Genomic DNA, 15,927 nt, shown 5'->3' with positions numbered 1-15,927 from the left:
ATGTGCGCCGCCGCAGGGCGGCACCGGCGTGCCGCCCGGGTGTTGAGCGCCGCACCGCCTGCGGGGCGGGGGCGGTGTCAGAGGGGGTGGTGGCCCTCCCGGTCGCCGATCTGGCGGACGAGTTCATGGGCGAGCGACTTGATGGTGTCGAGCCCGGCCCGCCCCCAGGGGCGCGGCACGGTGTCGACGGCACAGACGGTGCCCAGCGCGATGCCGGTGCGGTCGATCAGCGGCGCCCCGAGATAGGAGCGGATGCCTATGTCGTCCACCACCGGATTGCCCGCGAAGCGCGGGTAGTCGCAGACGTCGTCCAGGACGAGGGCCTTGCGCCGGACGAGGACGTGCGGGCAGTAGCCGTGGTCGCGGGCCAGGTACCGGCTGCTGCGGTTGCTGCCAGCCGCGGCCGAACCGAGGTCCCGGCCACCGCGGTTGCCGGCCGGGGTGTGCAGTCCCGCGAAGAACTGCCGGTTCTCGTCGATGAAGTTGACCATCGAGAAGGGTGTGGCGGTGACTTCGGCCACCTTGTCGGCGAAGGCGTCGAAGTTGTCGTAGGAGGCGTCGGGGCGTTCGCCGAGATCCAGCTTGCGCAGCCGCTGTGCGCGGGCCGGGCCGTGCCGGTCGGTGGGCGTCAGGAGCATCCGGCCGGTGGCGAAGGACGTCACGGGTGAGCTCCGAAGGTCTGGAGTGGGGCGGGCGCCGAGGTGGCGTTGATGAGGTGTTGTACGAGGGTGACGAGGGCGCCCGTGCCGGAGCTGGCGATCCGGGCGTCGCACAGGACGACGGGCACCTCGGGCCCGAGGTCGAGCGCGGCGCGGACCTCGTCCGGTTCGTAGCGGTAGGCGCCGTCGAACTCGTTGACGGCGACGATGAATCCGATGCCGCGCCGTTCGAAGAAGTCCACCGCGGCGAAGCACTCGGCGAGGCGCCGGGTGTCGGCCAGCACCACCGCTCCGAGCGCGCCCTGGGAGAGCTCGTCCCACATGAACCAGAAGCGTTCCTGGCCCGGTGTGCCGAAGAGATAGAGCACGTGCTGCTCGGAGAGGGTGATGCGACCGAAGTCCATGGCGACGGTGGTGGCCGTCTTGGACTCGACGCCGTCCAGATTGTCCGTCCCCACACTGACCTGGGTCAGCAGTTCCTCGGTGCTCAGCGGGGCGATCTCGCTGACCGCGCCCACGAGCGTCGTCTTGCCCACGCCGAATCCGCCGGCGACCAGGACCTTGAGGGCCACGGGAAAGAACTCGGAGGTTCCGGTGCGGTCAGAGCTGTCGTCGTAAACCATCGAGCACTGCCTCCAGCAGGGATCGGTCGGTGGGCATGTCGTGGAAAGCGGGAGCGTGCGCGGTGACCGCGCCGCAGGCGACCAGGTCGGAGAGGATGACCTTGGCGACGACCGCGGGCAGCCGGAGGTGTGCGGCGATCTCGGCGACGGACATCGGCCCTTCGCACATGCCGAGGGCCACGGTGTGCTCCGGGCCGAGCGGGATGTCCGGCTCGATGCCGGTCGCCATGACCAGGGACAGCAGGTCGAACGCGGTTGACGGCCGGGTGCGGCCGTTGCTGATCGTGTACGGGCGGATCAGCCGGCCGGCCGCGTCGTCGAGCAGGGGCCCGTCCTGCGGGGCCGGCATCCTCACAGCCCCGGGGTGAAGGGCGCCCCGGCCGGCTGCCGCAGCGGGGTCGTCAGATACGGGCGGACGCTCTTGACCAGCATCGCCATCTCGTAGCCGAGCACCGCGGCGTCCGCCTCCCGCCCGGAGAGGACGGCGAGACAGGTACCGGAGCCGGCGGTGGAGACGAACAGGAGCGTGGAGTCCAGTTCGACGACCACCTGCCGGACGTCCCCGTTGTCCCCGAAGCGGGCCCCGGCGCTGCGGCCCAGCGAGTACAGACCGGCGGCCAGGGCCGCCATGTGGTCGGCGCTGTCGGGGTCCATGCCGTGCACGGATCTCACCAGGCCGTCCGCGGAGAGCAGGACCGCGCTGCGTGTGTAGGGCACGCGTCGGACCAGCCCGCTCAGCAGCCAGTCCAGGTCCGAGACCTGACCGGACGGCATATCGCTCGTCATGGTGTCTACTCCTTGAAGGTGGTGTCTTTTCGGGGTTCCGGGACGGCCCGGCCCGGCAGGAAGGACTCGGCCGCGAGCGCTCCGGACTCGCCCGCTCTGCGGTCGGGGTCGCCCTCGGCGTAGGTGCCGCGCTGGTAGGCGGCGCTGTCGTGCGGGTACGCGGCGGGCGGGTAGCTGTCCGGTACGGGCAGTCCGGCCGCGGGCAGCGCGTGGTCCGGCCGCGGTGTCTGCGCCGGGCCACGGCGGTCGGGCGGGGTGGTGTCTCCGCGTACGGGAAGGGGCGAGAGCGACTCCAGGGGGGCGTCGAGCGCGGTCTGCCCCTCGGTGCCCGTTGCGCCGGGGCTCCCGTATCCGCCGTCGGGGCCATCCTCCTGGGCGGTCCGGGCCTCGGCGAGGCCGACGCCGCGCCGGAAGGCGGCCATGAGTCCCGGGTCGTGCAGGGCGTGCTCGTCCTCGACGCGCGGGGCGGGTGCTTCGCGCAGCTGCGGGACGAGGCTTTCCTGGTTCGTCCGCTTGGGCAGCTCGGGGCGGGCGGGTGACGGGGCCGGGAGGGGGTCGCGCTCGTGGACGGGTGCCGGCGCGGTACGGTCGCCGCGCTCGTGGACGGGTGCCGGCACGGTCCGGCCGCCGCGCTCGGGCGGGGAGGCGGGCGGTGTGGGGCGGTCGATGCGCTCGGCGCGCAGCGGGAGGGGCGGGGCCTCGCCCGCGGGCGGTCGCGGCCGGCCGTTCTGCCCGTGATCGCCCGCCGGCGTCCGCGGGCCGCCGTTCCGCCCGTGGCCGGGCCGCTGGTGCGAGCCGTCCGTGGACGTCCGGGCCTGAGCCGCCGGCCGGGTCGTGCCGGTGTGCTGCGGAGCGGTGGGGGTCCCGGCCTCGACGGGCGGCCGGTGCACCGCGCCGGGGGGCGGCACGGGCACGGCGTCGGGCGACGGCGGGGCGTCGGGGTCGGTCCCGAGCAGCGACTGCGGGAGGACCAGCACCGCCTGCGTACCGCCGTAGATGTTGCTCTGCAGCCGGACGGCGATGCCGTGGCGGCGCGCCAGGGCCGAGACGACGAACAGGCCGATCCGGCCGTCCTGGAGCAGATGGGCGACGTTGACCTGGTCGGGGTCGCAGAGCAGGGCGTTCATCCGCTTCTGCTCGTGGTCCGGCATCCCGAGACCTCGGTCCTCCACCTCCAGGGCGAGTCCGGCGGTGACGTGCTGGACGCGCAGCAGGACCTGGGTGTGCGGGGCGGAGAACACGGTGGCGTTCTCGACCAGCTCGGCCAGCAGGTGGATCACGTCGGCGACGGCGTGGCCGCGCAGGGTGCCCTCTATCGGCGGGACCAGCTTGACCCGGGGGTACTGCTCGACCTCGGCGATGGCCGAGCGGAGCACCTCGGTCATCGTGACCGGGTTGCTCCACTGCCGCCGGGAGACGGCCCCGCCGAGGACGGCGAGGTTCTCCGCGTGGCGGCGGATCCGGGTGGCGAGATGGTCGACGTGGAAGAGGCCCTTGAGGAGGTCGGGGTCCTCGACCTCGTGTTCCAGCTCGTCGAGGATCTGGATCTCGCGGTGGACGAGGGATTGCAGCCGTCGCGCGAGGTTGACGAAGACCTCGACCTTCTGTTCGTTGCCGGTGCTGCTGAAGAGCTGGGACGCCTGGACGACGGCGGCGACCGCGGCTTCCTGGGCCCGTGCCATCTCCTGCCCGAGCAGCTCGAAGGCGTCGGCTCCGGGAGCGGGGGGTTGCGCCGGTGGACGTGCGGCGACGGTTTCCCCGTTGCGGAGCTGTTCCACCACCCGTTGCAGCTCGGCCTGGCCCTGGGCGCTGGCGCGGCGGAGCGCGAGGGCCCGGTCGAGCACCTGGCCCGCCACGCGGTTGGCGCCGAGGTAGGCGGCGGTGACGGCGGCGACGGCCAGGGCGGCCGATCCGCCGAGCGCCGCCCAGAGGCTGGGTGAGGAGCCGACGGCTCCGGCGCGGACGGTGAAGATGACGGCGGCGGCGCCGCTGAGCACCGCGGCGATGGCCGGGAGCAGCGCGGTCCGCAGCAGCTGGGGGCGTATGCGGGCGTCGAGGGGAGGCCCTGCGGCACGCGGCCTGCTCGTGGCCGAGTGGGCGCGCGTACCGGGGCGGCCGTGCCGCCCGCCCTCACGGCGGTCCGGTCGCGCTTCGGGTGCGCGAAGTTGAGACATCAGCGTCCTCGGTACAGGGGGCACCGGGGGCCGGCGGTCGTGCCGGCGTCCATGCGGTGGCCCCTACGGTGGTCGGTCAGGCTCGGGTCATCGGTCGGGCAGGCCCGAACGTTATGAGCCCACCGTTGATCACCGGCCACACACGGTAGTCGTCGAAGGCGTATGCGCGACGGGCAGTTGTCGAACTTGCCCGCCATCCGTCCCACTCTGGTATGACCTCTCGCACGTGCGCCCGATTTCGCAGCCTTGACCCCGAATCGCCCCGCACCGCCGACGACCGCCCACATGCTGGACACTTCGAGCGCGCCGGGGTCGCGCACCGGGCGCCGGCTCCGGGTTCACCCGCAGGTAGGGCACCGCCTGAAGGGGCGCGGACGCGGCCGGTTACCATATGAGCGCCGCCTAGCTCGAAAGATAAACTTGTGACTGTCAATGACGACTCGTTCACCAACTGGATGCACCGCGAGGAGATCGCGGAGTCGATGATCCCGATCATCGGGAAGCTGCACCGCGAGCAGGACGTCAATGTCCTGCTGCACAGCCGCTCCCTGGTGAACAAGTCGGTGGTCAGCATCCTGAAGACCCACCGCTTCGCCCGGCAGATCGCCGGTGAGGAACTCTCGGTCACCGAGACGATGCCGTTCCTGCGGGCTCTGACGACGCTCGATCTCGGCCCCTCCCAGATCGACATAGGCATGCTGGCCGCGACGTACCGGGCCGACGGCCGCGGACTCTCGGTCGAGGAGTTCACCGCGGAGGCCGTCGCCGGGGCGACGGGCGACAACAAGATCGAGCGCCGCGCATCGCGTGATGTGGTGCTCTACGGCTTCGGCCGCATCGGCCGGCTCCTGGCCCGTCTGCTCATCGAGAAGGCCGGTTCGGGCAACGGCCTGCGCCTGCGGGCCATCGTCGTCCGCAAGGGCTCCGGCCAGGACATCGTCAAGCGCGCCTCGCTGCTGCGGCGCGACTCGATCCACGGCCAGTTCCAGGGCACGATCACCGTCGACGAGGCGAACAGCAAGATCATCGCCAACGGCAACGAGATCAAGGTGATCTACTCCGACGACCCGACGACGGTCGACTACACGGCGTACGGCATCAAGGACGCCATCCTGATCGACAACACCGGCCGGTGGCGCGACCGCGAGGGCCTCTCCAAGCACCTCCAGCCGGGCATCGCCAAGGTCGTGCTCACCGCGCCGGGCAAGGGCGACGTCCCGAACATCGTGCACGGCGTCAACCACGACACGGTCAAGCCGGACGAGCGGATCCTGTCCTGCGCGTCCTGCACGACCAACGCGATCGTGCCGCCGCTGAAGGCGATGGCGGACGAGTACGGCGTGCTGCGCGGGCACGTGGAGACGGTCCACTCGTACACCAACGACCAGAACCTGCTGGACAATTACCACGGTTCGGATCGTCGTGGCCGTTCGGCTGCGCTCAACATGGTCATCACCGAGACCGGTGCGGCCTCGGCCGTCGCCAAGGCGCTGCCCGACCTCGACGCGCCGATCACCGGCAGCTCGATCCGTGTCCCGGTGCCGGACGTCTCGATCGCGATCCTCAGCCTGCGGCTGGAGCGCGAGACCACCCGTGAAGAGGTCCTCGACTACCTCCGCAACGTGTCGCTGGCCTCGCCGCTCAAGCGTCAGATCGACTTCATCAGCGCGCCCGACGCGGTCTCCAGCGACTTCATCGGCTCGCGCCACGCCTCGATCGTCGACGCGGGCGCCACCAAGGTCGACGGCGACAACGCGATCCTCTACCTCTGGTACGACAACGAGTTCGGCTACTCGTGCCAGGTCATCCGCGTCGTGCAGCACGTCTCCGGGGTGGAGTACCCGACCTACCCGGCCCCGGCGGTCTGACCCCGGCACGCTCTTCGGTACGTACGTCCCAGGTGCCCGGCAGGTCCTCCTGCCGGGCACCCGGCGTCTGCCTCAGCGCGGGGCGGCCGGCTCCAGTCGTTCGGTCGGTCCGCCGAAGTCGAGGAACAGGGCCCGTTCGGCGAGGAGCCACCGCCCGTCGACCTTCCGGAACCTGTCCTCGTAGTGCCCGACCTGCACGGGAAGGCGCGGCGGCAGCATGCCGCCGGTGTGACCGTCCACGCGGTACGTCGTGAAGTACGTGCTCGCGGTCGCCGTCGAGGCGGACGTCAGGGTCACCAGGATGTTGGTGCACAGCCGGCGCGAGAGCCGGTCGGCAGGACGGGCCCCGAAGTACGCGCGCAGGGCGTCCCGGCCCTCGATCCGCCGGTCCCCCTCGGCCCATACCCAGACCCCGTCCGGGGTGAACAGCTCGGCCACGTCGCCGGGTTCACCCAGATCGAGGGTGCGGACGAACTCGACGACCAGCCGCTCGCAGGCGCGCTCGGCGATCAGACGGTCCAGGGGTTCCGGCGGATCCATCGCATCGGTGTCCATCGCCCCTTCCTACCAACGTCCCCCGGGGCCGCACGACGTGTTTTCGGTGGCCCCGGTACGTGTCACACGGCGTAGGCGTCCGGTCCCGTCGGCCGGGCCGGCTCGTCCCGGCGGGCGAGAACGGTACGGGCGCCCGAGCGCGCCAGGACGAGGGCGGTCACCGCGCCGATGCCGCTGTTGGCGCCGGTGACCACGGCGGTGGTGCCGCCGGGGCAGGGCATGTCGTCAGGAGTCCAGGAGTGCATGGGGGCACGCCTCCCCCGTGGTCGCGTCGCCACACGTGCCGGGCCCCCACCGGACGGGCCGGTGGGGACGGATGACTCGGGGTGGGTGGTGGAGCAGGGGCTCAGACCTGGCCGAGGTCGGAGCTGACCCAGTGCTCGGGGCGCAGGGTGATCTCGACCAGCTCCCCGTGGTTCTCCCAGGCGAAGTCCACGTAACCGGCGACCTTCTCGGCCGGGAGATAGCGCGCCGACACCTCCTCCAGGTCCGCGCGCGTGCCGGGGCGGGTGTCGACGACGGGCCCCTCGACGGAGACGTACCGGATGGTCGGCTCCAGCCGGTCGACCAGCAGCGTGAACCGGCCCGCGGCGGCGATCAGTTCGGCCTTGCGCGAGGTGCGGCCGGTGAGGATGCGCACATCGCCGCCCGGTGCGTACTGGTACCAGATGGGCACGCTGAGCGGGGCCCGGTCACCGTCCCGCGACGCGACGGCCAGTGCGGCGACATGGGGCTCGGCGAGGAACTGTTCGCGCTCTTCACGGGTGAGGGCCACTGCACACTCCTTCGTACGGAATCCGGGCTGCCCCAGTGTGCCCCGCGCGCCGGGCGTGTCTCCCGGCACCGGCACCGGAGCGGGCGGCGTGTCGTACGCGGTCGCTCCCGGCCCGCCGCGCACCCTAAGCGACATCGGGAGCGCCCTCGGACCGTCGTACGACGGCCGCCCCGCGCAGCGCGACGGCGCACCAGACGGCCACCAGGAGCAGCGCGGCCGCAGCCAGGCCCGCGACTTCCAGGGGCTCCGGACGCCAGCCGAGGGTGAGGCGCGTACCGATCAGGACGAGACCGATGGCGGCCTTTTCCGGGTAGTAGACCGCAACCGTGGCTCGCCACGGACCGCAGGAGGACGGCCAGCACCAGGCCGATCACGGTCCAGGCGGTCAGATAGGGCCACAGCGCTCCCGGAGCGGCGGGTGGCATGCCGTACTCCTCGGGGCCGATGCGGAACAGAGCGCCCACCCATCCCAGCGCCACTCCGGCGGCGGTGACGCCCGCCACCCAGAGCGCATGGCGCCACAGCGGGCCGGGACGCACGCTCGCGTCCTCGTCATGGGAGTCGGCGGGTTCCGAGGGCTCGGGAAGATCCATCACGCCCGATGAGACGCACATCGGGGGCCGATCGTTGCGTCGCGGACGGCATCGGGCACGAACGAGACACACTCTAGGCTCCCGGACATGAGCAAGGATCATGACGACGAGCCGGTATTCGTCCGGCCGACGGGCCGCCGCCATGACCCCGGCCGAGACCGAGGCCGGACAGCGTGAGCGCACGGCGCTGATGATCCGGCTGGCGGAGCACATGGCCGCGGGCGCCCCGGCCGACGCCGAGCCCGTGCAGGCCGAGATCGACGCGCAGTACCGGGCACTCACCGCACTGCACCCCGTGTCCGCCGACGAGTACCGCGCGATCGGGCGCTCCTGCGTGGACAACGAGCAGTGGTACGCCGCGTACGAGGCCATCGCCCCGGGTTTGGCCGCGTATCAGCGCGACGCCATCGAAGCGTACGCGGCCTCCCGGCTCGCCTGACCGCCGGAAGGACGGGGCAAACCCCTGACCGCGACCGGGCCGCCGCCGGACGACCCGGCGGCGGCACTCAGCCGTGAGCGGCGCGGGCGGTCGGCGGGCCCCCCCGCGCTCCGCGCGGGGTCAGCGGTCTCCGGCCAGGTCGAGATCGCCCCGTGCCGCCGCTGCGGGGCCCGGGCCGGGGCCCGCCTGCTCCTTGGTGCGGCGCCACGGGCGGGCGAGCGATGGGGACAGCGGTCGCCACCACGGCTCCGAGGGAAGGGCTCCGGCCGGCTCGAACGGCTCGCCGGGATGAGGGAACGCCACTGCCTGGCCGGCGTCCTCGCCGGCGTCCTTCGTCCACTCGCCCGGCTCCGCCCAGGCGTGCGGCGCCAGGTTGAAGGTGCCCCAGTGGATCGGCAGCAGCACGCCGTGCGGGCGGCCGCCCTGGAGATCCAGATGGGCGCGCATGCCCTCGTCGGGCGTCATGTGGATGTCCGGCCAGTACTCCGAGTACGCACCGATCTGGATCATGGTGGCGTCGAAGGGCCCGTGCTCGGCCCCGATGTCCCGGAAGCCGGGGAAATAGCCGGTGTCCCCGCTGTGGTAGATCCGGTGCTCCGGCCCCGCGACGGCCCACGACGCCCAGAGGGCGTGCTGCTGGTTGCGCAGCCCGCGACCGCAGAAGTGGCGTGCGGGGGTGGCGGTGAGACGGATTCCGGCGACGGTCGCGGTCTCGTTCCAGTCGAGCTCGTGCATCCGGTCGACGGGGACGCCCCAGCGCTCCAGATGGGCCCCGACGCCGAGCGGCACGGCGAAGACCGTGTCGGTGCCGGCCAGGGCGCGGATCGTCGGCAGGTCGAGGTGGTCGTAGTGGTCGTGGGAGATCACGACCGCGTCGACGGGTCCGAGCGCGGCCAGCGGCAGCGGAGTGGGGTGCAGGCGCTTGGGCCCGGCGAACGGGAACGGGGAACAGCGCTCACCCCAGACCGGGTCGAACAGGATCCGCCGGCCGTCGATCTCCGCCAGCACGCTGGAATGGCCCATCCAGGTCAGCCGGAGCCCGGTGGCGGGCGGTGCGGCCAGGTCGGCGAGGGTCGTGGCGTGGACGGGCACGGTGCCCGTCGGCATCCTGCGGGCCCGCTGCTCCTTATGGAAGTAGATCTTGGCGAATTCGACCGTGGACCCGGAGGGCCTGGTGCGGGCCCCCACCGGGTTCTGGAAGACCCCGTCGACGAAATGGGGCGAGCGGCGGATGCGCTCCATCCGCGCTCCGGCCGGATCGGCCCCGAAGGACTCGGTGCGCATCGAGCGCAGTTTCGTGCGGAGCGGAAGCAAGTAGTCAGCGCCGGTCACAACATCTCCTGAGGGAGTCGGTGTCGTCTCATTATGGTCAGCCTGTGCGACAGGGCGACCAGAAGATGCTGAACGGGGCAGGCGATCCGGCCGGTGGCGGTGTCAGCCACGCTGTCGCCCGTAGACGTGGTCGATGTGCAGGGTGAGCAGCACCCTGCGGTCCTCGACCATGGCCCGCCGGTAGTCGTCCCAGTCGGGGTGCTTGCCCTTGACGTCCCGGTAGAGCGTGATCAGGGCCTCCACCGTGGCGTCGTCCGGCGCCGCGGCGGGCGGGGTCAGCTCGGCGGTTCCGTCGGCGACGGTCCAGGCCCAGCGGTCGTCGCTGGTGACGTGGTAGCTCGCCCGGGGGTCGCGCCGCAGGTTACGGGTCTTGGCCCGGCCCTCGGTGATCGAGACGCGGATCGCCCGCTCCTCGGGATGGAAGGCGTGATCGACGTTGGACAGTTGAGGGCGTCCGTCCTGCTTCAGGGTGACCAGAACACCGCCGTCGTGCTCACCGATGAGGCGGAGCAGCGCTTCCTGTGCGGGTTCGATTCGCGTCATGCAGGATGCAACGTTCGGGCGGGCCCGGGGATTCCGGTGCGCCGCGCCCGCCCCGCGTATCCGTCGGCCGCCGTCCCACCGTCGCTGACCTGGAGCAGTGGTTAGGGTGGCCCGGTGGCAAGGGTCCGGTTGAACGTGGCGGAGCGGCGTGAGGAGCTGCTGCGCGCTGCGGTCGGGCAGATCGAGGTCCGTGGGGTCTCGTCCGTGCGGATCGGCGACGTGGCCTCGGTGCTGGGCGTGAGCAACGCGCTCGTCCTCTACCACTTCTCGACCAAGGAGAAGCTGGTCGCGGCGGCGTTCACGTACGCGGCCGAGGCCGACCTCGCCCATCTCCGCAAGCTGCTGGCCCGGCGCACCACCGCCGTACGACGGCTGCGGGCGGCCGTGCGGTGGTACGCGCCGACGGGGCAGGCCAAGGGCTGGCGGCTGTGGATCGAGGGCTGGGCGGCCTCCCTGCGCGACCCCGCCCTCCGTGAGGTCGCGGGCGACCTCGACCAGCAGTGGAAGGCGGAACTGGCCCAGGTCATCGAGGAGGGCACCGGCGCCGGAGAGTTCCGGTGCGAGGACCCCCGGTCGGTGGCCTGGCGGCTGACCGCCATGCTGGACGGGATGGCGGTGCAGATGACCTCGTACGCGGGGCCGCTCTCCCGGACCCTGATGCTGCGGTGGACCGACGAGGCGCTCGCCCGCGAGCTGGGCATCGACCTCGCGGAGCTGACCGGTTCGCCGGCCGCCGCCCAGGGAACGCCCCTTCCGCGACCGGCAGACGGCTGACGGCTGACGGCTGACGGCTGACGGCTGACGGCTGACCCGAACGCTCCCGCTCACCGGTCGCGCCGGGTCCTTCCCCAGCCTCTCCCCGGCCCGCCGCCCTTCGGGTCAGGTCTGGCGCACCGGCGCGTAGGCCGCCCCCTCCAGTCCGAACGTCCAGGCGACCCCGTCCTTCGCCGTCCGGGTGGCCGGCGGCACGCGCAGCCAGTAGGTGCGGTGCGTGCCGTCCGGCTCGGGGGTGGAGTTGACCACCTCGACCATCACCACGTCCTCGTCGCCGTCGAGGGCGATGCGCCAGAGGATGCCCGTCTCGTCGCGGTGGACGGGCTCGGCGCCCGACTCGGTGAGATAGCGGTCGTAGCCGTAGTACTCCAGCATCACGCGGCGCAGTTCCGCGTTCTCCTCGGCTCGGATCCGCTCGGGCGTGAGCGAGGACAGCTCGGCCAGGAACGCGGCGGGGACCGGCATGCCGCGCCAGGCGTGCAGGGCGAACCCGTCCCCGTAGGCGAGGGCCGGACCCTCGCCGTGGTCGAGCCGGCCCGCCTCGTCGCGGTGGAGGACGTCGGGCCGCTCGCTGATGACCACGACGTTCTCGTAGGGCCACCACCAGCCGGCGTTGCGGGCCACCTCCGCGAGGCCCGTCAGCCGGTCGCCGCGCCCGTCGAAGGCAGCGAGCCAGGCGGCGTCGTGCTGGCCGAGCACGGCGTCCAGGAGCACCAGCCGCACGGCCGCCTCGTCCTCGGGCCGGGGCGCCAGGTCGGCGACGACACCGGCCCGTATCCGGTCGGCGAGCGCGGCCGTGGTCTCCCACAGCTGGGCTCCGGTGGCGGACCAGAGCGCCGACCAGCCCGCCGGGCCAAGCTCGTCGTACATCCGGCGGCGTTCCTCGGCCCACGGTCGGGTGCGGACCTCCTCACGCACCGATCGTCCGGCGTCGGCCAGCTTCTCCACCGTCCCGACGGCGGCCCGGGGCGATGCGGCCCAGATGATCCGGTCCGGCTCGGCCAGGCCGGCGGTGCGGTAGGCCCGCCGCACACCGGCCTCGGCCGCCGCCCGGTCCGCCCGGCCGGTCGCCGCCGCCACGCTCCGCCAGGAATTCACGTTCTGCATCGGTTGTCCCCGTCCCCTGCTGTGCGCATTCGCTGTGCTTGTCCGCTGTGTTTGCTTGCGGTGCTTGTTCGCTTGCTCGTTCTGGATGGCTGTGCTCGCTTCGGCATGCCGGAGCTGTCAGTCCGCCACGATGCGGATCGCGCCGGGTGCGTACTCCCGCTGGCGCACGACGCGGAACCAGCCCTTGGGGAGCGGGATCACCGCGTGCTCCTCGTGCACCACCCGTCCGCCCTCGGGGAGATGGAGCAGCATCGGACCGAACCGGCCCGCCTCCCGGATCAGCCGGCCGGGGCCCTGCACCGCGTGCGCGTGTCCCGTGACCTCCCCCAGCGCGAGCACCAGCCGCCCCCGCCCGTCGCGCAGTTCGCCCGGAGCCTCCAGGAAGGGGTCTGGCACCGCCGACTCCTCCAGCTCCATGATCAGTACATCGCCCTGCCGGTACACAGACGTCTCCCCTCGGTCGCGGCACCCGCTGTGCCGGCCACGGGAAAAACGCTAAGGGCAGGGTCTGACAACGGACCGGCGCGACGGCCGTGGACGGGTCCCGGTCGCGGCGTTGTCAGTGCGGCTTGATAGACCTTGCGGACATCAGCCGTCCCCAGGATCAGGAGCTCAGGGCCATGTACGGTGCGCAGCATCTGCACGAGTTCGGCGGCCTTTCGGCCGTCGACTTCCAGCACACGACCGACGGGGGCTCCCGACCCGCCGCGGATTCCGTGGCCTGGCGTGTCTCCGTCGACCCGTACGACGACGACCGGCCGTGGGAGGAGGAGTTCGCCGACTTCCTCGACAAGGTCGACCCGGCCGGCGTCCGGGCCCTGATCATCGGCCAGTGGGGCGAGGCGTACGAGGAGAACTCCTCCGTGCCGATCGACCTGGTGATAGCCGCCGCCGACCGGCTGACCTCGCTGGAGGCGGTGTTCGTCGGGGATCTGGAGGCGGAGCAGGCCGAGATCACCTGGATCGAGCAGTCGGACGTGACGGCGCTGCTGGCCGCGTTCCCCGCGCTGACGGAGTTCGGAGTGCGCGGCGGCACCGGCCTGCTGTTCCCGCCGACGAAGCACGAGCGGCTGCGTTCGCTGACCGTTCAGGCGGGCGGGCTGCCCGTCGAGGTGGTGCGCGGCGTGCTGGACAGCGAACTGCCCGCGCTGGAGCGGCTGGACCTCTGGCTCGGTGTGTCCGCCTACGAAGGGAACACCGACGTCGCCGACCTGGCCCCGCTGCTCTCCGGCACCCGTTTCCCCCGGCTGAACCACCTGGGACTGCGCAACAGCGAGATCCAGAACGAGATCGCCGTGGCCATCGCCTCGGCTCCGGTCGTCGCCCAGTTGCGGGTGCTCGACCTGTCGAACGGGACGCTGGGGGACGAGGGCGCTGCCGCGCTCCTCGAAGGACAGCCGCTCACCCATCTCGACGCTCTCGACCTCCACCACCACTTCCTCTCCGAGGCGATGGAGCAGCGTGTCCGCTCGGTCCTGGAGCCGCACGGGGTGCGGGTCGACCTGTCCGAGCGGAACGAGCCGTGGGGCGGCCGCGGCGTCGAGGGCCGCTACACCGCCGTTTCGGAGTGAGGCGTCATGACCTCCATCGGTATCAAGCATGTCGACGTCTTCCACGGGCTGCCGGTGCACACTGCGGTGCCGTCGTCCACGGTCCTGCCCGCCGCCGGCTCCGTGGCCTGGCGGCTGGAGTGCGACTACGGCGAGGACATGGAGTTCGCCGCCCTGTGGCAGCACTTCCTGGACACGGTGGACACGGCGCGGGTCCGGGCGCTCGTCATCGGCCCCTGGTGGAATGACGACTACACACCGTTCGCCCCGGTGATGGAGCTGATCGTCGCCCACGCGGACCGCTTCCCGGCGCTGCGCGCCCTGTTCCTCGCCGATGTGGTGGGCGAGGAGTGCGAGGTGTCCTGGCTGCGCATGTGTGACATCACCCCGGTGCTCGAAGCGCTGCCGCTGCTGGAGGAGTTCACCGTGCGGGGCTGCGGCCAGGAGGGGCTGGGGCTGCGCCCGCTGCGCCATACGGCGCTGAAGTCGCTGCGCTTCGAGTCCGGCGGCCTGTCCGGCGAGGTGGTGCGGGCGGTCGCCGCGAGCGAACTGCCCGCGCTGGAGCGGCTGGACCTGTGGTTCGGCAGTTCGTGGTACGGCGGCGATGCCACCGTCGACGACATCCGGCCGGTCCTGTCGGGCGGCGTGTTCCCCCGGCTGCGCCATCTGGGTCTGCAGAACAGCGAGATCCAGGACGAGATCGCCACCGCCGTGGCCTCCGCACCCGCCGTCGCCCAGCTGGAGACCCTGGCGCTGTCCATGGGCACGCTGAGCGACGCGGGCGGCGAGGCGCTGCTCCATGGGCAGCCCTTGAACCACCTGTCCACACTCGACCTGCGCCACCACTACCTCACCGCCCCGGTGCTGGACCGCATCAGGACCGCGTGCGCTCCGGCCGTGGTCGAGGGCGGCGAGGCCGAGGAGGACTACGGGGACCCGGACGACGAACCAGAGCGCTATGTCGCCGTCAGTGAATAGCGCCGGCGACGGGCCGGTCCCGCGCTTCGCGGTCGTCGGCATTCCGGACAACCGCCGGGTCGCCTTCTTCGAGGCGGCCGTGCGGGCCGCCGGTCTGCCGCCGGCCCGGGTCGTGCCCTGGCTCCAGGTGCTGCGGGGCGAGGCGGTGTTCGGTGCCGGCGAGAGCGTGCGGATCGATTCGCCCGGTGAGGACGCCGAGGTGGAGCGGCTGCTCCGCGGGGTCGACGACCCGACCCGGGTGGAGGGCTCCGCCCGGTGGTACGCACGGTTCACCGCGGCGGTGGACGCGGTGGCGGGCGCGGCCTCGGCCGCGGGCGCCGAGGTGCTGGGCTCCCCCGGCGACATCTCCGTGCTCTTCGACAAGCGGCTGTGCCACGGGCTTCTCGACCGCGCGGGGGTCTCCGTGCCCGCCTCGCCGACGTCCGGCCCGGGGGCGGCGCCGGTGCGCGGCTGGTCCGACGTACGGGAGTTGCTGCGCGAGCACCGGATGCCCCGGGTGTTCGTGAAGCTCGCGCACGGTTCCTCCGCCTCCGGGGTGCTGGCGGTGGAGACGGCGGGCCCCGGCCGGGTCCGGGCGAGCACCTCGGTGGAACGGGACGCGTCGGGGCGGCTGTTCAACTCGCTGCGGGTCCGGCGCTACACCTCGGAGCGGGAGGTCGGCGCGGTCGTGGACGCGCTGGCCCCGGACGGGCTGCACATCGAGCGCTGGCTGCCGAAGGCGTCCCAGCGGGGGCGGGCCGCGGATCTGCGGATCCTGGTGGTCGGCGGTCGGGCGACGCACGCCGTGGTGCGGACGAGTACGAGCCCCATGACCAATCTGCATCTCGGCGGTGCGCGCGGTGACCTCGACGAGGTCCGGGCCGCCGTGGCTGCGGCGGGCGGCTGCTGGCGCGAGGCACTGGCGATGTGCGAGCAGGCGGCGGCCTGCTTCCCCGGGACGCCCTGCGTGGGCGTGGATCTGCTGCCCACGGCCGGCTGGCGGCGCTTCGCCGTCGGCGAGGTCAACGCCTTCGGCGATCTGCTGCCCGGGCTGACCGGTCTGCCGGGCAGCGGCGCCGAGGGCCTGGACACCTATGCGGCGCAGGTCGCCGCCGTACTGGACCGAGCGAGGAACCACCGTGCCGTCACCGCTTCCTGACCCCGACCCGTCCCACGCGCCCGGCGGATCCGG

Annotated in this window: 16 protein-coding genes and 3 pseudogenes; 6 read left to right on the top strand and 13 right to left on the bottom strand. The window is 72.5% G+C overall.

Going from position 1 to position 15,927, the window contains the following annotated elements:
• Nucleotides 1-77: 77 nt before the first annotated feature.
• The 5 genes from IG90_RS0122405 to IG90_RS0122385 are packed head-to-tail and all read right to left on the bottom strand — an operon-like array spanning nt 78 to nt 4,242.
• A complete protein-coding gene (locus tag IG90_RS0122405) occupies nt 78-662 on the bottom strand; it encodes a GAF domain-containing protein (RefSeq protein ID WP_030587333.1) in 585 nt (194 codons plus the stop codon).
• Nucleotides 659-1,282: a GTP-binding protein gene (locus IG90_RS0122400; RefSeq protein WP_030587330.1), complete on the bottom strand. Its 624-nt coding sequence runs from the start codon at nt 1,280-1,282 to the stop codon at nt 659-661. The genes IG90_RS0122405 and IG90_RS0122400 overlap by 4 nt, the downstream gene beginning before the upstream one ends.
• The gene (locus tag IG90_RS0122395; RefSeq protein WP_030587327.1) at nt 1,260-1,631 is read right to left on the bottom strand and encodes a DUF742 domain-containing protein; all 372 of its coding nucleotides are present in this window, start codon (nt 1,629-1,631) and stop codon (nt 1,260-1,262) included. The genes IG90_RS0122400 and IG90_RS0122395 overlap by 23 nt, the downstream gene beginning before the upstream one ends.
• A gap of 2 nt (nt 1,632-1,633) precedes the next feature.
• Nucleotides 1,634-2,068 (bottom strand): roadblock/LC7 domain-containing protein, encoded by a 435-nt coding sequence (locus IG90_RS0122390; RefSeq protein ID WP_030587325.1) that lies wholly within the window; start codon nt 2,066-2,068, stop codon nt 1,634-1,636.
• Between the two features lie 5 nt (nt 2,069-2,073).
• Nucleotides 2,074-4,242 carry a sensor histidine kinase gene (locus IG90_RS0122385; protein WP_030587322.1) on the bottom strand — a complete coding sequence of 723 codons (2,169 nt, stop codon included), beginning with the start codon at nt 4,240-4,242 and terminating at the stop codon, nt 2,074-2,076.
• A 422-nt stretch (nt 4,243-4,664) separates the two neighbouring features.
• Here IG90_RS0122385 and IG90_RS0122380 point away from each other — a divergent pair, with 422 nt between their 5' ends.
• Nucleotides 4,665-6,110: a glyceraldehyde-3-phosphate dehydrogenase gene (locus IG90_RS0122380; protein WP_030587319.1), complete on the top strand. Its 1,446-nt coding sequence runs from the start codon at nt 4,665-4,667 to the stop codon at nt 6,108-6,110.
• A 72-nt stretch (nt 6,111-6,182) separates the two neighbouring features.
• On the opposite strand, the gene IG90_RS0122375 is transcribed toward IG90_RS0122380, so the two are convergent.
• The 4 genes and pseudogenes from IG90_RS0122375 to IG90_RS46040 all read right to left on the bottom strand — a co-directional run bounded on the left by IG90_RS0122375 (nt 6,183) and on the right by IG90_RS46040 (nt 8,033).
• Nucleotides 6,183-6,665 (bottom strand): nuclear transport factor 2 family protein, encoded by a 483-nt coding sequence (locus IG90_RS0122375; RefSeq protein WP_030587315.1) that lies wholly within the window; start codon nt 6,663-6,665, stop codon nt 6,183-6,185.
• Nucleotides 6,666-6,769: 104 nt separating this feature from the next.
• Nucleotides 6,770-6,910 (bottom strand): annotated as a pseudogene (locus IG90_RS0122370) (short-chain dehydrogenase); the annotation flags it as partial.
• Between the two features lie 101 nt (nt 6,911-7,011).
• A complete protein-coding gene (locus IG90_RS0122365) occupies nt 7,012-7,440 on the bottom strand; it encodes a pyridoxamine 5'-phosphate oxidase family protein (protein ID WP_030587309.1) in 429 nt (142 codons plus the stop codon).
• A 124-nt stretch (nt 7,441-7,564) separates the two neighbouring features.
• Nucleotides 7,565-8,033, bottom strand: a pseudogene (locus tag IG90_RS46040) (hypothetical protein).
• Between the two features lie 121 nt (nt 8,034-8,154).
• Between IG90_RS46040 and IG90_RS0122360 the strand changes: the two are divergent.
• Nucleotides 8,155-8,472, top strand: a pseudogene (locus tag IG90_RS0122360) (TipAS antibiotic-recognition domain-containing protein); the annotation flags it as partial.
• A 120-nt stretch (nt 8,473-8,592) separates the two neighbouring features.
• On the opposite strand, the gene IG90_RS0122355 reads toward IG90_RS0122360, so the two are convergent.
• Together IG90_RS0122355 and IG90_RS0122350 are read right to left on the bottom strand one after the other, a co-directional pair.
• A complete protein-coding gene (locus IG90_RS0122355; RefSeq protein WP_030587301.1) occupies nt 8,593-9,804 on the bottom strand; it encodes an MBL fold metallo-hydrolase in 1,212 nt (403 codons plus the stop codon).
• A 102-nt stretch (nt 9,805-9,906) separates the two neighbouring features.
• Entirely contained in the window at nt 9,907-10,347 is a 441-nt protein-coding gene (locus tag IG90_RS0122350) for a PPOX class F420-dependent oxidoreductase (protein ID WP_030587298.1), read from the bottom strand.
• A gap of 114 nt (nt 10,348-10,461) precedes the next feature.
• Here IG90_RS0122350 and IG90_RS0122345 point away from each other — a divergent pair, with 114 nt between their 5' ends.
• Nucleotides 10,462-11,121 carry a TetR family transcriptional regulator C-terminal domain-containing protein gene (locus tag IG90_RS0122345; protein WP_051860254.1) on the top strand — a complete coding sequence of 220 codons (660 nt, stop codon included), beginning with the start codon at nt 10,462-10,464 and terminating at the stop codon, nt 11,119-11,121.
• 105 nt (nt 11,122-11,226) lie between these two features.
• Here the strand turns inward: IG90_RS0122345 and IG90_RS0122340 are convergent, their stop codons facing one another.
• Together IG90_RS0122340 and IG90_RS0122335 are read right to left on the bottom strand one after the other, a co-directional pair.
• Nucleotides 11,227-12,228 (bottom strand): DUF6745 domain-containing protein, encoded by a 1,002-nt coding sequence (locus IG90_RS0122340; RefSeq protein WP_030587293.1) that lies wholly within the window; start codon nt 12,226-12,228, stop codon nt 11,227-11,229.
• Nucleotides 12,229-12,345: 117 nt separating this feature from the next.
• Nucleotides 12,346-12,672, bottom strand: a complete 327-nt coding sequence (locus IG90_RS0122335; RefSeq protein ID WP_030587289.1) for a hypothetical protein — start codon at nt 12,670-12,672, stop codon at nt 12,346-12,348.
• 176 nt (nt 12,673-12,848) lie between these two features.
• Here IG90_RS0122335 and IG90_RS0122330 point away from each other — a divergent pair, with 176 nt between their 5' ends.
• Genes IG90_RS0122330 through IG90_RS0122320 form a run of 3 tightly spaced genes read left to right on the top strand, consistent with a single transcriptional unit; the run spans nt 12,849 to nt 15,894 of the window.
• The gene (locus IG90_RS0122330; RefSeq protein WP_030587286.1) at nt 12,849-13,799 is read left to right on the top strand and encodes an STM4015 family protein; all 951 of its coding nucleotides are present in this window, start codon (nt 12,849-12,851) and stop codon (nt 13,797-13,799) included.
• Between the two features lie 6 nt (nt 13,800-13,805).
• Nucleotides 13,806-14,756, top strand: coding sequence for an STM4015 family protein (locus IG90_RS0122325; RefSeq protein WP_030587283.1), 951 nt, complete (start codon nt 13,806-13,808; stop codon nt 14,754-14,756).
• Entirely contained in the window at nt 14,737-15,894 is a 1,158-nt protein-coding gene (locus tag IG90_RS0122320) for an STM4014 family protein (protein ID WP_030587280.1), read from the top strand. The genes IG90_RS0122325 and IG90_RS0122320 overlap by 20 nt, the downstream gene beginning before the upstream one ends.
• The last annotated feature ends 33 nt before the right edge of the window (nt 15,895-15,927 follow it).

Source organism: Streptomyces anulatus (assembly GCF_000721175.1).
Lineage (GTDB): Bacteria > Actinomycetota > Actinomycetes > Streptomycetales > Streptomycetaceae > Streptomyces > Streptomyces anulatus_C.
Note: the sequence above shows the minus strand (reverse complement) of the source record. Positions and strands in the feature narration are given on the sequence as shown.

Excerpts from the sequence above, each read along its gene's own strand:
- IG90_RS0122350 (WP_030587298.1), bottom strand. The coding sequence starts at position 10,347 with ATGACGCGAATCGAACCCGCACAGGAAGCGCTGCTCCGCCTCATCGGT.
- IG90_RS0122385 (WP_030587322.1), bottom strand. The coding sequence starts at position 4,242 with ATGTCTCAACTTCGCGCACCCGAAGCGCGACCGGACCGCCGTGAGGGC.
- IG90_RS0122330 (WP_030587286.1), top strand. The coding sequence starts at position 12,849 with ATGTACGGTGCGCAGCATCTGCACGAGTTCGGCGGCCTTTCGGCCGTC.
- IG90_RS0122390 (WP_030587325.1), bottom strand. The coding sequence starts at position 2,068 with ATGACGAGCGATATGCCGTCCGGTCAGGTCTCGGACCTGGACTGGCTG.
- IG90_RS0122325 (WP_030587283.1), top strand. The coding sequence starts at position 13,806 with ATGACCTCCATCGGTATCAAGCATGTCGACGTCTTCCACGGGCTGCCG.
- IG90_RS0122320 (WP_030587280.1), top strand. The coding sequence starts at position 14,737 with ATGTCGCCGTCAGTGAATAGCGCCGGCGACGGGCCGGTCCCGCGCTTC.
- IG90_RS0122395 (WP_030587327.1), bottom strand. The coding sequence starts at position 1,631 with ATGCCGGCCCCGCAGGACGGGCCCCTGCTCGACGACGCGGCCGGCCGG.
- IG90_RS0122340 (WP_030587293.1), bottom strand. The coding sequence starts at position 12,228 with ATGCAGAACGTGAATTCCTGGCGGAGCGTGGCGGCGGCGACCGGCCGG.
- IG90_RS0122400 (WP_030587330.1), bottom strand. The coding sequence starts at position 1,282 with ATGGTTTACGACGACAGCTCTGACCGCACCGGAACCTCCGAGTTCTTT.
- IG90_RS0122375 (WP_030587315.1), bottom strand. The coding sequence starts at position 6,665 with ATGGACACCGATGCGATGGATCCGCCGGAACCCCTGGACCGTCTGATC.